This is a genomic window from Sphingobium sp. EP60837 (genome assembly GCF_001658005.1).
GTDB lineage: Bacteria > Pseudomonadota > Alphaproteobacteria > Sphingomonadales > Sphingomonadaceae > Sphingobium > Sphingobium tyrosinilyticum.
Window position 1 is genome coordinate 2,054,884 of record NZ_CP015986.1, and the last position, 14,160, is coordinate 2,069,043.

Sequence of the window (14,160 nt, forward strand, 5' to 3'; positions counted from 1 at the left end):
AGTTTGTCACAATCTCGGTGTCACCCTGAACTTGGATAAGGGCCATGTCTGCGGATCGGTCTCGGTCGGTAAGGCAAAATCCATGCCGAAACGAGATCAGCATGACGAGCCTGCCTACCGATCGTTCGCGACCGCCTGCTGAAGCGCGGGCCGTCCCCGCACCTGTTCGGGATAATGCGGCGGGCGATAGCTTTGCGCGCGCCACCAGGGCTCCGCGACTTGAAACAGCCCGCTCTGTTCGGCCTTGTGGCCAAGATCCTTGCGCGCCGTGAAGGCGGCGAGGACGGGCGCCAGCACAAGTCCCGCCACCACCGGAATGATCCAGCCAACTGACGTGCCGCCCCTTATCGCCAGGGCCGTGAGCGCGCCGCCCAGCATGATATGGTATTTGAATAGCCAGATGGCGCTTGTCATCGCCATGCCGTCGCGGTCGCGGATCTGACCGCTCCAACTGCTCTTTCGGCCCATCAATATCCCGAACAGGTTGATCGTCTGCGTCAGCATGCTGACCGGCGCCATCAGGATCGACAGCGCGATGTCAGCGATGACGCCCCGGCTCATGCGCGCAGCCCCACCGAAACCGATGCGGCGGGCGGGGTCGGCCATTGCCCATAGCATCGCAAGCAACTTAGGCCCGAACAACAGCACCGCCGTCAGCGCCAGCAGCCCGCCCGACGGCAGGATGGCGCTGGGCGGCCACACGCCCGCAAGCGCCCCGCCAAGCACCACCAGCATCAGCGCCAGCCACAAAGGCGATGTGCAATAGGCTGACGCCCCGACGAGCAGTTGGAAGCGGCTGACCGGATGCAGTCCTTTGATCTTCGGGATCAGCGGCACATGCTGGATATTGCCCTGGCACCAGCGCCGGTCGCGGGTGGCGAGGTCGGGCAGGGAGGGAGGAAATTCCTCAAAACTGTCGTCCGCCATGACCATGTGCACGTCCCAGCCGCGGCGGCGCAGTAGCGCGGCTTCGATCATGTCATGGCTCATGATATGCCCGCCAAAGGGGGCACGACCCGGCAGTTCGGGCAGGCCGCAGCTCTGCGCGAACGCCTTTGTGCGCAGGATGGCGTTATGGCCCCAGAACATGCCTTCCGAGCCGGCCCACCAGATCATGCCCGCAGCGGAAATCGGGCCGAACAGCCTGCTCGCGAACTGCTGCCAGCGGGCGAAGAAGGTGGCGGCGCCGACGATGGTCGGCACGGTCTGGATCAGGCCGACATGCGGGTGCCGTTCCATGTCGAGCGCCAGGCGCGCCATGGTCTGGCCGCTCATCACGCTGTCGGCGTCCAGCACGATCATATAGTCATAGCCGCCGCCAAAGCGCTGCACCCATTCCGCGATATTGCCGGGCTTGCGGCCGATATTGAACGCGCGCCGCCGGTAGTGGACCGGGCGCGAAAAGCCCTTGCGCATCTTCAGATAGGCTTCGCGCTCAATCTCGCCATTGGCCGGATTGGAATCGCTCAGGATGAAGAATTCGAACCGCTCATGGCCCATCACCTGCGCCAGCGACCGTTCCATGATCGACAGGCGGCCCATGACGCCCAGGAAATCCTCGTTGCAGACCGGCAGCAGGACAGCGGTGCGGCCGCGAAGGGGGGCTGCGAACTGCCCCCGATAGGGGCGCACCCCCGGACCTTTGCCCATGGTCAGCGTTAGAAAACCAATAAGGCTGGTGGCGAAGCCGAAAGCGATCCAGGCGAAAAGGGGGATGAACAGGGCGAGATAGACGCCTTCCCAAAGTGAAATGCCATCCAGCCCAATCGACCGCCGCATCTCGTGCGCGGCCATGGAGGCAGGCAGCAGCGCCAGCAGCACGACCAGCAAGCGCCGCGCCCATTGGTCGATGTTCAGCGGCCGGTGCGGGAAGTCGCGGGGATGCTCGCGGAAATCCTGCTCGGGCATGACGAGCGGCATCTCAGCGGGCACATGCTCGAACCCGCGCGCAGGCGCTGGCGTCTCCGCCTGGTCGTCCATCTGCCCGTCACTGATCACCGTCATATTCGGTCCGTTCTGAAATCGTAACGGACGCGACAATGCGCCCGGTCATCGCCGGTTCCCTCAAGCACCGAGCGGATAATGCACATATTCGCTGAACGGCCGATTGCCGCTACGGAGTTGGACGCGGATATCAGCCGGTTGGCCGCTATCGCGCCGGATATCGAGCGCGACGCGGTACAGCCCGGACTGATGGAGAACCGGATAGCCGCCTTTCTGGACCACCGTTCCCCCCGCCACATCCACCCAAATATCAGGCTTCACCTCGGAGGAAACGCCGGAAAAGTCCAGGATCAGGCGGTCCACGCCTGCTTCGCTCGCACGGCCGGTCCAGATATTGTCCAATATCGCGCCAGCCTTGGCTGGCCCACCCGCAGAAGACCAGTCGAGGCGGTAGCTCGCATTGATCCTGCCGCCCGCCCGCACCGCAGCGGCGGGGGTCCAGTAGGCGCAGACATTATCGACATATTCGCTGGTGGTAGGAAAGGCATATAGCCGGACCTGGCCCCCGCCAAAGGGCTTGAGCGGGCTTGCCCAAAGCGACGGTCGGCGTTCGTAGAATACGCCGTCATCCTGATAATGGTCGAAATTCCGATCGCGCTGCATCAGGCCGAAGCCCAATGGATTGCGCTCGGTGAACGCATCGACGCGGGGGGCGGCAGGATTTATCAACGGGCGGGCATGGACCGTTCCATCGGCGCTGCCGATCGCCAGCAGATCGGAATCGTGGATTTCCGGTCGCCAGTCCGTGCGGGACGATCGGCTGGCCTGATCATACCAGAACATGCTGGTCATCGGCATCAGCCCCAGTTCCGCAATGGCGCGGCGGGGGAAAAGTACCGTATCGACATCCTGCCGTACGCCCTGCGGTGTCCGTTCGCTCACGAAGCGATAGGCTCCGGTGATGGAGGCGCCGTCGAGCAGGGCATAGATGGTGACGCTGCTGCGCCCGGTGCGCTCAAGCCAGAAATGGGTGAAAAGGGGGAATTCCTCCTTGCCCTGGATACTGGTGTTGATCGCGATCGCGCGCGCGGACAGGCCGAACTGCTTGGTGGCGCCGGGCGAGCGGAAATAGGTGGCCCCCAGAAAGGAGAGCCAGTCACCGTCACGCGCCGCATTCATGATGCGAAACCCGGCATAGCCCGCGTTCGGCCCAAGCTTGCGCACGGCGTTGTCGGCAGGCGCGTCGAAGATGTTGGGGTCGTAGCGCAGCGGGGTGGCGCGGCCATTTTCGACCAGCGCGATTTCGACCGGCTGTTCGGCCGAGGCGCTCAGCGGGAAAAGCTGAATGCCCGTGTCGCCGGGCAGGTCGCCCCAGATTGTCCGGTCCTCCCGAAAACGCGCCTGATAAAGTGCGTCGTAATTGACGTTCCGCGCTCCGGGATGATGAGGCGTTTCCTTATAAGGCTGGCGGGCCAAGCGCTGGGCGCTTGCAATTACCGTTTCCCATGAGAAGCGTTCGGCTCTCGGCTGGGCCAGGGCCGATCGGGGGAAGAGGAGCGTTGCGCCTGAAACGGCGATCACCGCGCGCCGGTCAATCTTCATCATGCCGCCATGATGGGCGCATGGAGGCACATTGCAAGCCTTGTACCCCCAAAAAGCGGTGAAGCCTCCGCCCGGGGGGACGGAGGCTTCTGATATGCTGGCCGTTCGATCGAAGTGTTTCCCCCGGCGCGGTGGGGACTGTTGATGCGCCGGGGGCTACATGACCGTCTGCAAGGTGACCAATACCTCAGCCGGTCAATTTGGTTGGCTGGTCCGGATTACTGGATCAGCTTCAGGACGTTCTGCTGGCTCTGGTTCGCCTGGGCGAGCATCGCGGTCGAAGCCTGGCTCAGGATCTGCGCCTTGGCGAGAGCGGTCGTTTCGGCCGAGAAGTCGGCGTCTTCGATGCGGCTGCGGGCGTCGCTGAGGTTGGTGATGTTGTTGGTCAGGCTGTTGATCGTCGAGTCCAGGCGGTTCTGCGCGGCACCCAGCTGAGCACGGGCGGTCGCGACGGCCGTCAGGGTGGTATCGACGTTGCCCATCGCCGTGGCGGCGTTGGCGGCGGTATCGACTGCCGTCGCGGCGGCCAGGTCGGTCAGCGAGCTGAAGGTGATCGTCACCACGTCGCTGGCGTTGGCGCCTGCCTGGATGTCGATGGAGCCAGCCTGAGCCGTGTAGGTGGTGCCGGTCGCGGCGCTGTTGAAGATGCGGACGCCGTTGAACTCGGTCGTGGCGAGGACATTGGTGATCTGCGACTTCAGCGCGGTGACTTCAGCGTTCAGGTTGGTGCGGTCGCTGGCGGCGTAGGTTTCCGAAGCCGACTGGACGGCCAGTTCGCGGATACGCTGCAGCATGTTGGTGACTTCGCCGAGCGCGCCTTCCGCCGTCTGGGCCAGCGACAGGCCGTCATTGGCGTTGCGGATGCCCTGGGTCATGCCCTTGATCTGCGAAGTCATCTGCGAGGAGATGGCGAGGCCGGCAGCGTCGTCCTTGGCGCTGTTGATGCGCTTGCCGCTCGACAGGCGCTCCATCGCGGTGGTCAGCGACTTGCCTGCGAGAGCCGAAGCGTTGGCGGCGCGCAGAGCGGAGGAGTTGGTTCCGATAACAGTCATGATATTCCCTTTCTATGTCCTATCAGGTCGCTGCCATCAGGCTGCTTGCGGCCTCGAAAGGGGATAACGGCAGGCGGAAAAAAGCTTTTAGGGCAGGGCGCGATTTTTTTCAGAAAAATTCAAAAAGCACGCAAATCCGAGGCTCTCACGCGCGCATGTTTAGGAAGCATCATCGGCATGGCGGCAATGCGGAAGAAAATTGCCGCCCGGCGACATGGTAATTGCCGCATTAACTAGATGATAACCACGCGAAGGCATTTTCAGGATCATCGAAGGGGGTTGGAACGTGCGGGGGCACAATCCGGCCAAAATGATTGGGGACTATCATGTCGTCGCTTGACGTGAGCCGAGGTGTCTGTGCGCTCGTTCCGGGCCTGCAGCATTGGCTGGAAAACGCCTTTTATCTAGTGCGCATCGTCGATGCGCAAAGCCCGCGCGAGCGAGATGATCGCCGCGTCCTTCTGGCCACCGAGATCGGTCATGCCACTCATCGCGACATATTGATCAACCTGATCGAGGGCACGCCTTCGCTGGTTCCGGCGGCCAATGGCCTGCCCGCCCGCGTCGCTTTCGGCCTTGAAGACATGGCCTTCGCCTTCGCCCTGATCGCAGAACTCATCCGCCCGGCAAGCATTCCGGCAGTTGGCGACGCCGCCAGCACCCGCCTGATGACGCTGGCCGGGCGTGTCGCCCGCAGCGACGCCACTGTCCTGATCCAGGGCGACACCGGCACGGGCAAGGAAGGCATGGCGCGCTTCCTTCATGCGCAGTCGGGCCGTACTTCGCACGACTTCATCGCGGTCAATTGCGCCGCGCTTCCTGAAACGATGATGGAAGCAATGCTCTTTGGTCACAAGAAGGGAAGCTTCACTGGCGCGGCCAACGCGTCGGAAGGGCTGTTCCTGGCGGCCGACGGCGGCACCCTGTTCCTCGACGAGATTGCCGAACTGCCACTGGCGCTGCAGGCCAAGCTGCTCCGCGCGCTGCAGGAAAGCGAAATCCTCCCCGTCGGTGCCACCCATCCGGTGCCGGTCAATGTCCGCATCATCGCGGCGTGCAACCGCAACCTCGCCGCTGAAGTCGCCGCTGGCCGCTTCCGCGAAGATCTCTATTGGCGTTTGAACGTCATGCCGTTGGAGCTGCGTCCGCTCTCGGAGCGTCCGGGCGATGTTACCGCCATCGCCGCCGCCATGCTGCTGCGCCATCAGGATTTCGTCTGGCCGACCACCGCCGCGCTTTCCAAGCTTGCCGACCATATCTGGCCCGGTAACGCCCGTGAACTTGGCAATGTGCTTCAGCGGGCGGCCGTTTTGCGGGACGGCGACCGGATCGACGCGGACGACCTGCATATCGCCGGTGCGCCGCAATTGCGCGTGGTGGGGGTGGAACCCGCGCCTGCCGCCGAGCCGGTGCGCCTGCGCGATGTCGCCCGCCAGTCGAAGCTCGATGCGATCCGCGCCGCGCTGCGCGAGACGGACGGCCACCGCGCCGCCGCCGCCCGCAAGCTGGGCATTTCAGAACGCACCTTGCGCTATCGGCTCGCCGAGATGCGCGAACTTGCAGCGGCTTGAGGGAGGTAAGGCATGACCGGCATTTCCCCAACTGACAGCGTGATGGCCATCCGCAACGCCATCCTCCAGAAGAACGCCGCCCTGCGCGACGTCGCACAGACCGGGACGGTCGGCGGTGGCGCGGGTATCGGCGGGGCCGAGGGCACCAAGCCCGGCGGCTTTACCGAGGCGCTCAACTCCGCGCTGCAACAGGTCAACGGCCTGCAGAGCCAGGCGGGCGAGGCGGCTTCCGCCTTCGAGCGTGGCGAAACGACCGACATCGCCGCCGTCATGCTGGCCAAGCAGCAGGCGTCGGTCAGCTTCGAGGCGACCCTTCAGGTCCGCAACAAACTCCTGTCCGCTTACAAGGACATCATGAGCATGCCGGTGTAATATGAGCGAGAACGCACTCACCACCAATGTCGGCGGCGCGGCCGCTCTCCCCGCAACCAGCGGCTCCTCTTTCGGCGGCACCGATGCGCTTAAGGCGCGCTTCACCGGCTTCATCAAGCAGCCTGCGGTGGCAAAAAGCCTGCCGCTGCTCGGCCTGCTCGGCGTCGTCGCGACGGCGGGCGCGGCTTGGCTCGCCCTGCGCGAGCCGCCGCAGCGCGACCTGTTCCGCAGCCTGCCCGATGCCGACAAGTCGGCGGTGGCGCAGGTGCTGGACCAGAACGGCATGCGCTATGACTTCGACAATTCGGGCGCGATGACCGTGGCCGAGGATGATTATTTCAAGGCGAAGATGATGCTCGCCGCCCAGGGCCTGCCCAAGAGCGCGCCTGACGGCAACAGCATGATCGACAGCCTGCCGATGGGGGCGAGCCGCGCCGTCGAGGGCGAAAAGCTGCGGTCCGCCCGCGAAATGGACCTGGCCCGCACGATTGAGGCGATCGACAGCGTCGAAAGCGCCAAGGTGCATCTCGCCGTCGAACCGCCGAGTGTCTTCCTGCGCGAACGGGCCAAGCCGTCCGCCTCGGTGATGCTGCGCCTCGCTTCGGGCCGCACGCTGACCGACGCACAGGTCAGCGCGATCGTTCACCTCGTTGCCTCGTCGGTCCCGGAACTCAGCCCCGACCAGATTTCGCTGGTGGACCAGAATGGACGGCTGCTCAGCAACAATGACGGCAATGCAGCCGACGACCGCCAGCTCGCCGTCCAGTCGAAGATTGAGGATCGCTATCGCCAGTCGGTCATCGCGCTGCTGACGCCGATCCTGGGCGAAGGCAAATTCTCGACCGAGGTCCGCGCCGAACTCAATTTCGCCGAGCGCCAGGCGACCCGCGAAACCTATCCGCAGGACGAAGCGCGCCTGCGCACCGAAACCGGCAGCTGGGCCTCCGATCCGCGCGGCCAGGGTGCAGGCGGCGAGGCGGGCGGCGTTCCCGGCGCGCTCAGCAACCAGGCGCCGGTCAACCCGACTGTTACGCAGACCAATCCCAATGGCCAGGCCGTCAGCCAGGGCGCGCAGGCCAACCAGCCCGCGACCCCGGCCAGCGCGCCGATGAAGACCGAGGAAACCTTCAACCGCAGCTTTGAGCTGGGCCGCGAAGTGTCGGTGACCAAGGACGCGATCGGCACCGTCAAGCGCCTGTCGGTCGCGGTCGCTTTGGACAATGGCGCGGATGGCAAGCCACGCAGCGCGCAGGAGATCGCAGCCCTTGAAGCGCTGGTGAAGGGCGCGGTCGGCTTCGATCAGGCACGCGGCGACGTGGTCGCTCTGTCCTCGCGCAGTTTCGTGAAGGCCGAGGAAGTGAAGGCACCCTGGTATGAAGCCGACTGGGTTTCGCCGCTGGTGCGCAATCTCTCGGCTCTCGCTGTCGCTCTGCTGGTGGTCTTCGGCATCGGCCGCCCGCTGCTGAAGCGCCGCGCCGCCGCCCAGGAAGCCGCCGCTGCCGATGTCGCCGCCCAGGGCCAGAAGATCGGCCGCGAAATCTCGACGGAGATCACCAAGCAGGCCGCGATCGCTCCTGATGGCAGCAAGGCCGTCACGCTCGACATGATTTCGTCCACCTATGACTATGCGCAGCGCGCCGACCTCATTCGCAACTTCGTGAAGCAGGACCCGGATCGCGCCGCCCTTGTCGTCCGCGACCTCCTGAAGGAAGGGAAGAAGGACAATGGCTGAGGCCGCTACCGCCCCCGCGATCAAGGGCAGCGCCGCCGCTGCCGTCCTCCTGATGCTCTTCGACGAGGATGAGGCCGCGCAGATCCTCTCCCGCCTGGAGCCCGACGAAGTCCGCCAGCTTGGCTACGCGATGTATGACGTCGCCGACGTTGCGGTCGAGGAAGTGAACGAGGCGCTCGACCATTTCGTCACGAAGGCGAAGAAGCGCACCACCATCGGCTACGGCGCGACCCGTCATATCCGGGGCGCGATGACCAAGGCTTTGGGCGAGGAACGCGCTGAGACGATCCTGGCGCGGATCACGCCGCCCACGCGCTCCACCCAGCTCGAAATGCTCAAGTGGATGGACGCCAAGGAAGTCGCGTCGCTGATCGAAGCGGAGCATCCGCAGATCATGGCGATCGTCTTGGCTCATCTGGAAGCGCCGGTCGCCGCCGACGTGCTGCAATTGCTGCCCGCCGAATATCAGGAAGAGATTGTCTATCGCATCGCGACCCTCGGTTCGGTGTCCAACGAGGCGCTGGACGACCTGGAGCAGCTGCTGCTGCGCGGTTCGACGTCCAAGAAACAGGGCGCTGCCTCGCAGCGCGGCGGCACGATCGAAGCAGCCGCGATCATGAACAATGTCCGCAAGGAGAATGAGCAGCGGATCATCAAGGCGATCGCCAAGCGCGACAAGATGATCGCGCAGACCATCGAAGAAGAGATGTTCGTGTTCGATAACCTGATCGACATGGATGACAAGAATATGGGCACGCTGATGCGCACCATCGACAGCAGCGTGCTGGTCGTGGCGCTGAAGGGTGCGAACGACATGCTGAAGGGCAAGATCTTCGGTTCCATGTCTGCCCGTGCGGCTCAGGCGATCGCCGACGAGATCGAGGAACGCGGCCCCATCCGCCTCGCCGAGGTGATGGACGCGCAGAAACTCATCATCGCGACCGCGCGCCGCATGGCCGATGCGGGCACCATCATGCTGGGCGGCAAGGGGAACGACTTTGTTTAAGGTTCTGGGCTCGATCAGCAGCCATGACGTCGCGAGCATCCCGCTCGGCGGCATGAGCCAGGTGAAGAGCGGCGGTTTTCGCAGCCTGTTCAACGAAGGCCCTATGTCGGCCATGGCTTTGCACGATGCCGCCGCCGCGCCGATGACGGACGAGGATCTTTTGGAACAGGCCCGGATCGAGGCGTTCGCCCAAGGGTTTGACGAAGGGTGCCGCGTGATTGGCGACTCCCAGGCCGCGGAGGCCGAAGCGCGCAACCGCTTGGCCGAGGCGCTCGAATTGTTGTCGCCTGCTCCCAGCGGGATGCTATCCACCATGTTGTCGGCCACTGTCGTCCGGCTGGTCGAGCAGATCGTCGGCGAGGTCGAGATCGATATCGAACGGCTGCTGCAGCGTTGCGATACCGTCGCCGCCTTTATCGAGGATAATGACCCTAAGGGCGCGCTGCACCTGCATCCCGACGATATCGCCCTGTTGCAGGATGAGACGATCGGCGTGCGGCTGGTTCGTGACGAGGCGATGCATCGCGGTTGCGTGCGGCTGGAAACCGCTGACGGCTGGGTCGAGGACGGCCCGGATGTGCGCCTCTCGCGTCTGCGCGCGCTGCTCGACGATATGGAAGGTAAGGCATGATCCGCGCCTCGCTAGCCCAGGCGGAAAGCCTGTTTGACCATCTTCAAGTACAGAACCGCCAGCCGCGCCATGTCGGCCGGCTGGTCAGTCATGACGCCGGGATGCTGGAAGTCACCGGCTTCCGCAAGCCGATCGGCGCGGGCGCACGGGTCATCGCGTCGGACGGAACCGTCTGCCGCGCCGAAGTCGTGGGCTTTCGCGGCGACAAGACTTTGCTGGTGCCGTTGGACGCCGACGCGCCGCTGGAAAATGGCGCGCGGGTCGAGCCGGACAGCCAGGCGACCATGGTGCAGGTGGGCGATGGCCTCATCGGTCGCGTCATCGACGCCATGGGCCAACCGCTGGACCGTAAGGGACCTATCATCGGCGGGGGCAGCTGGCCGCTCAATGGCGTCAAGGGAAATGTGCTCGATCGTGGCCGTGTCACCGAGCCGTTCGACCTTGGCGTGCGCGCGGTCAACGCGCTGCTGACCGCCGGGCGTGGCCAGCGCATTGCCATCATCGCAGGGTCTGGCGTCGGCAAGTCGGTCCTGATGGGCCAGATGATCGCGGGCGCCGAAGCCGACATCGTTGTTGCGGGCCTGATCGGCGAACGCGGCCGCGAGGTCAGCGATTTCCTCGAAACCAAGCTCAAGGGCGCGATGCACAAGTCGATCGTCGTCGCCGTACCCGCCGACCATCCCCCGGTGCTGCGCCTGCGCGCCGCCGCCCGCGCCACCGCCATCGCCGAATATTTCCGCGCCCGTGGCAAAAAGGTGCTGCTGCTGATCGACAGCCTGACCCGCTGCGCCCACGCTCAACGTGAGATCGGCCTGGCGCTGGGCGAACCCCCCGCGATGAAGGGCTATCCGCCCTCCGCACTGGCCCTTATCCCCCGTCTGGTGGAGCGGGCAGGGGTGGACAGCCGCACTGGCGGCTCGATCACCGCTCTTTATACCGTGTTGGCCGATGGCGACGATACCGACGATCCGATCGTCGATGCCGCGCGCGCCATCGTGGACGGCCATTTCGTCCTGTCGCGCCATCTGTCCGAACAGGCGATCTTCCCGGCGATCGACATCGGCAAGTCCCTCTCGCGAGTCATGGCGGACGTGGTGCCGGACGAGCATCGCTTTGCCGCTGCTTCCTATCGCCGCCTCTGGGCCGCTTATGAGGAAAATCGTGACCTCATCCTGATGGGCGCCTACCGCCCCGGCAATGATCCGGTGATCGACGAAGCGGTGCAGCGCCGTCAGGAGATACTCGACTTCATCCGGCAGGATCAGAAAAGCCATATCGACCTCAACACCAGCGCCGGTGCGCTGATCGCTGAGTTCGGCGCATGAAGGGCGCGCTCAAGACCCGCCAGCGCGTCTTACGCGTCCGCCATGTCCAGCATGCCATGGCCGTGGCCGAAACCGCGCGCGCCCGTGACGAGGCGGATGGCATCGAACGCAATGCAGAGCGGCTACGCAGGGTGCGCGGCGATCTTTTTTCCAACCCCGGCATGGCAACTGGCGCGAATTTTGGAGCGATGCAGGAACTTGCGGGTCGTCTTGAACAGGCGGGCCGTCAGTTGGACGGCGCGCTTTATGATGCGCGCCGGAAGGTTGAAGTGAAGGAAGGTCTCAGTCTCGTGACCAATCGGGATCGTGAAATCGCCGAAAAGCTGAAGGATCGCGCGCGCGCGCACCTTGAAGAATGGCGCGAGAATAAATTGGCGGCCTTGCCGCGCTATCGCCGGATGCAGCGGACAGGAGATGTCTGACATGAACATGCTTTCCAGCCTCAAGGCAATGCTCTTCTCCTCGGCCCTGCCGGGGACTGCTGCCGTGGCGGAGACGGGGCAGGAAACGGCCGACTTCGCCGCGATGCTGAGCGGGTCGATCGCGGGAGCGGCGACCAACGATGTCGCCTCCCCACCCACTCTGCCGCCAGTCGAGGCGGCGGCGACCCTTCCGGATTTTCGGACGGACGGCGACCAGCATGTCGATGCTCCAGGCCATGACCATGTGCCTGCCGGGCTCGCAGTCGCGGTTGCAGCAGGCAAGGGTACGCCCGCTTCGCTGCCGCCCGGCCTTGCCCTGGGATTGGTCAAGCATGACACGGCCCTTCCGCCTGCGCCGGAGGGGGAGGCTGAACCGGAAGGTGAGGGAGCTATTGCCACGCTGCCTAGCCCTGAAATGCCGGACGAAGCCATTGAGACCAAGGCGACTGCCAAAGTGCATCCGACGCCTCACAAGCAGGAGATCGCACCAGAGGCCCCCTTCATTCCGGTGCAAGCTGAAATCGACGTAGAGGTCGCGGTTGAGGCGGAGAGCGAAGGAGACGCCGATAGCCAAGACCGCACCAACGTCGCGGTCTCCCTGGCGGATATGCCCGATGCTGCACCGCTGCTGACGCCCGCAATCCCTGTTGCGCCGACGCCTGTGGCGATCGAAATTCGGCGTGGCGAGGCCGATAAGCCGCCTGTCGCTTCGCAGGGCATAGCGCCTGCACCAGCGGCGGTGGGAGCCGAACGTGGCGAAGCCGATAAGCCGCTTGCCGCCGCGCAGGAAACTGCGCCCGCCGTTCAGCCGGTTATCGCGCGCATGCCCACGCCTGCGGCTTCAACAGAAGAGGGTGCCCCACGCATAGCCCCAATATCGACGCCCGTCGAACAACCGCGAACCGAGTCACCCAGCGTCACGGCCAAGCCGGATCAACCCTCAGCCGATAGCCCCGCAATCCCGGCCCAAATCCAGCAATCTGCTGCACCGGCCCTCAACGGCAAGCCGGTTAAGGCAGAGGCGATTTCTCTCCTCCAGCTGGTGCGCGATCAGGTTTCCGCGCGCCAATCCGGCCTATCCGTGCGGGTCGGCGCGCAGGTTTCTGCCGCGGCTTCCGCAAAGGACGAGCCTGCCCCAGTGAAGGCCGATACGCCGCCCAGCCTTTCCGTGACGGCGCAGCCGCTCGACGCCGCGCCCGTGACGTCCAGCGCCGCTTCCTCGCCCATAGCCACGCTGCCCCCCGCATCATCGGCTCCGGCGGTGGACCTGTCTGCCAGCCTTGGCGCGCAGATGGTGGACATGGGCGTGTCGGGCCAGTGGATCGACGGCCTCGCCCGCGACATCGCAGGGCTGTCCGCCAATGGCGCGCAGGGCCGGTTCCAGATCGACACCCACCATTTGGGCGCCGTGCAGGTGGATATCCGCCAAGGCAGCGAGGGCTCGGCCGTCAGCCTGACGGTCGCCAGCGAAGCGGCCGAGGCTGCCCTGCGGCAGGATAGCGACCGGCTGAAGCTGGACGCAGGTCTCGCCGCCGTGCGCATTTCTGACGTCCGGGTCGAGCGAGCGGCGCCGGTGGCCGAAGCCCATCGCGCGGACATGGGCAACCAATCCTCCTCGCAGCAGCAACAGCCGCAGCAGCACGGCTCCCAGACCGCTTCAGCCTGGCAGCAGAGCAACCAGAATATGGGTCAGCCCCAAGGCCAGCAGGGCCGCTGGCAAGGTCGTGAAAATAACGCTTTTGGTCCTAAAGGCTCCGCTGATCCTGCCGTTCTTAACCATGCGGATGCACAGCCGCGCGCCCAGGACGCGGTGCGCGCGCGCTACGCCTAATTCCAGGATATTCGGGGGACCAGCAGATGAGTGACGAGGCGAAGGCGAAGAAAAAGAAGGGGGGAGGCATGAAGATGATCCTCCTGATCGTCGTCGCGCTGGTCCTAGGTGGTGCTGGCACGGCTGGCGGGCTTTATGCCGCCGGTTTCTTCAGTGCGAAGGAAGAAGGCCCGAAGGAAGATCCGAACAAGCCGGTTCTCGTTCTGGCGGGCGAGAGTGCTGAGGAAGTCGCCAAGGCCCATGGCATGGGCGGCGAGGGGCATGGCGAAGGTGGCGGCGGCGCGCATGCGCCTGCCCACCCGGGCAAGGGCATCGACCTGCCCACGCCCGCCAATCCGGCGGCCTATCAGGCGACCTATTTCCAGCTTCAGGCGCCCTTCACATCCAACATGTCGGACACGGACGCCTTCGCGCAGATTTCGGTCGCCGTATCGACCTATTACGACCTGCGCGTGATCGAGGCGATCAAGACGCATGAGATGGCGATTCGCAGCCAGGTGCTGATGCTGCTCGCCCAGCAGCCCGAGACGATGCTCGCGACGCCAGAGGGCAAACGCCAGCTTCAGGGCCGGATCAAGGGCGTCATCAACGATGTTTTGAAGCAAAAGACCGGTTATGGCGGCGTAGATAACGTTTATTTTACCAATTTCGTTATTCAATAGGGGTGCCTGA

Annotated in this window: 12 protein-coding genes; 9 read left to right on the plus strand and 3 right to left on the minus strand. The window is 64.7% G+C overall.

Annotation, left to right across the window (positions count from 1 at the left end; all coding sequences use genetic code 11):
* Positions 1-114 precede the first annotated feature (114 nt).
* The 3 genes from mdoH to EP837_RS09955 form a co-directional block, all read right to left on the minus strand.
* Positions 115-2,004 carry a glucans biosynthesis glucosyltransferase MdoH gene (gene mdoH / locus EP837_RS09945; RefSeq protein ID WP_225870533.1) on the minus strand — a complete coding sequence of 630 codons (1,890 nt, stop codon included), beginning with the start codon at positions 2,002-2,004 and terminating at the stop codon, positions 115-117.
* Between the two features lie 60 nt (positions 2,005-2,064).
* On the minus strand, positions 2,065-3,549 hold the full coding sequence (locus tag EP837_RS09950; protein ID WP_066526975.1) for a glucan biosynthesis protein: 1,485 nt from the start codon (positions 3,547-3,549) through the stop codon (positions 2,065-2,067).
* A 215-nt stretch (positions 3,550-3,764) separates the two neighbouring features.
* The gene (locus tag EP837_RS09955; protein WP_066526977.1) at positions 3,765-4,598 is read right to left on the minus strand and encodes a flagellin N-terminal helical domain-containing protein; all 834 of its coding nucleotides are present in this window, start codon (positions 4,596-4,598) and stop codon (positions 3,765-3,767) included.
* A 326-nt stretch (positions 4,599-4,924) separates the two neighbouring features.
* Between EP837_RS09955 and EP837_RS09960 the strand changes: the two genes are divergently transcribed.
* The 9 genes from EP837_RS09960 to EP837_RS10000 are packed head-to-tail and all read left to right on the plus strand — an operon-like array spanning position 4,925 to position 14,150.
* On the plus strand, positions 4,925-6,169 hold the full coding sequence (locus EP837_RS09960) for a sigma-54 interaction domain-containing protein (RefSeq protein ID WP_066526980.1): 1,245 nt from the start codon (positions 4,925-4,927) through the stop codon (positions 6,167-6,169).
* A 12-nt stretch (positions 6,170-6,181) separates the two neighbouring features.
* Positions 6,182-6,541, plus strand: coding sequence for a flagellar hook-basal body complex protein FliE (gene fliE / locus EP837_RS09965; RefSeq protein ID WP_066526982.1), 360 nt, complete (start codon positions 6,182-6,184; stop codon positions 6,539-6,541).
* A gap of 1 nt (position 6,542) precedes the next feature.
* On the plus strand, positions 6,543-8,273 hold the full coding sequence (gene fliF, locus EP837_RS09970; RefSeq protein ID WP_066526984.1) for a flagellar basal-body MS-ring/collar protein FliF: 1,731 nt from the start codon (positions 6,543-6,545) through the stop codon (positions 8,271-8,273).
* Positions 8,266-9,279 carry a flagellar motor switch protein FliG gene (fliG, locus tag EP837_RS09975; RefSeq protein WP_066526986.1) on the plus strand — a complete coding sequence of 338 codons (1,014 nt, stop codon included), beginning with the start codon at positions 8,266-8,268 and terminating at the stop codon, positions 9,277-9,279. Before fliF ends, fliG begins: the two co-directional genes overlap by 8 nt.
* 52 nt (positions 9,280-9,331) lie before the next feature.
* A complete protein-coding gene (locus tag EP837_RS09980) occupies positions 9,332-9,910 on the plus strand; it encodes a FliH/SctL family protein (protein ID WP_066529147.1) in 579 nt (192 codons plus the stop codon).
* The gene (locus EP837_RS09985) at positions 9,907-11,235 is read left to right on the plus strand and encodes a FliI/YscN family ATPase (RefSeq protein ID WP_066526988.1); all 1,329 of its coding nucleotides are present in this window, start codon (positions 9,907-9,909) and stop codon (positions 11,233-11,235) included. Before EP837_RS09980 ends, EP837_RS09985 begins: the two co-directional genes overlap by 4 nt.
* Positions 11,232-11,657 carry a hypothetical protein gene (locus tag EP837_RS09990; protein ID WP_066526990.1) on the plus strand — a complete coding sequence of 142 codons (426 nt, stop codon included), beginning with the start codon at positions 11,232-11,234 and terminating at the stop codon, positions 11,655-11,657. The genes EP837_RS09985 and EP837_RS09990 overlap by 4 nt, the downstream gene beginning before the upstream one ends.
* Position 11,658: 1 nt before the next feature.
* Complete coding sequence (locus tag EP837_RS09995) at positions 11,659-13,488, plus strand: flagellar hook-length control protein FliK (protein WP_082919600.1); 1,830 nt, start codon at positions 11,659-11,661, stop codon at positions 13,486-13,488.
* A gap of 26 nt (positions 13,489-13,514) precedes the next feature.
* On the plus strand, positions 13,515-14,150 hold the full coding sequence (locus tag EP837_RS10000) for a flagellar basal body-associated FliL family protein (RefSeq protein WP_066526993.1): 636 nt from the start codon (positions 13,515-13,517) through the stop codon (positions 14,148-14,150).
* Positions 14,151-14,160: the final 10 nt, after the last annotated feature.

What these genes read in the sequence shown, in the direction of transcription:
- mdoH (WP_225870533.1), bottom strand. Translation starts at nt 2,004, where the DNA reads ATGACGGTGATCAGTGACGGGCAGATGGACGACCAGGCGGAGACGCCA.
- EP837_RS09950 (WP_066526975.1), bottom strand. Translation starts at nt 3,549, where the DNA reads ATGATGAAGATTGACCGGCGCGCGGTGATCGCCGTTTCAGGCGCAACG.
- EP837_RS09955 (WP_066526977.1), bottom strand. Translation starts at nt 4,598, where the DNA reads ATGACTGTTATCGGAACCAACTCCTCCGCTCTGCGCGCCGCCAACGCT.
- EP837_RS09960 (WP_066526980.1), top strand. Translation starts at nt 4,925, where the DNA reads ATGTCGTCGCTTGACGTGAGCCGAGGTGTCTGTGCGCTCGTTCCGGGC.
- fliE (WP_066526982.1), top strand. Translation starts at nt 6,182, where the DNA reads ATGACCGGCATTTCCCCAACTGACAGCGTGATGGCCATCCGCAACGCC.
- fliF (WP_066526984.1), top strand. Translation starts at nt 6,543, where the DNA reads ATGAGCGAGAACGCACTCACCACCAATGTCGGCGGCGCGGCCGCTCTC.
- fliG (WP_066526986.1), top strand. Translation starts at nt 8,266, where the DNA reads ATGGCTGAGGCCGCTACCGCCCCCGCGATCAAGGGCAGCGCCGCCGCT.
- EP837_RS09980 (WP_066529147.1), top strand. Translation starts at nt 9,332, where the DNA reads ATGAGCCAGGTGAAGAGCGGCGGTTTTCGCAGCCTGTTCAACGAAGGC.
- EP837_RS09985 (WP_066526988.1), top strand. Translation starts at nt 9,907, where the DNA reads ATGATCCGCGCCTCGCTAGCCCAGGCGGAAAGCCTGTTTGACCATCTT.
- EP837_RS09990 (WP_066526990.1), top strand. Translation starts at nt 11,232, where the DNA reads ATGAAGGGCGCGCTCAAGACCCGCCAGCGCGTCTTACGCGTCCGCCAT.
- EP837_RS09995 (WP_082919600.1), top strand. Translation starts at nt 11,659, where the DNA reads ATGAACATGCTTTCCAGCCTCAAGGCAATGCTCTTCTCCTCGGCCCTG.
- EP837_RS10000 (WP_066526993.1), top strand. Translation starts at nt 13,515, where the DNA reads ATGAGTGACGAGGCGAAGGCGAAGAAAAAGAAGGGGGGAGGCATGAAG.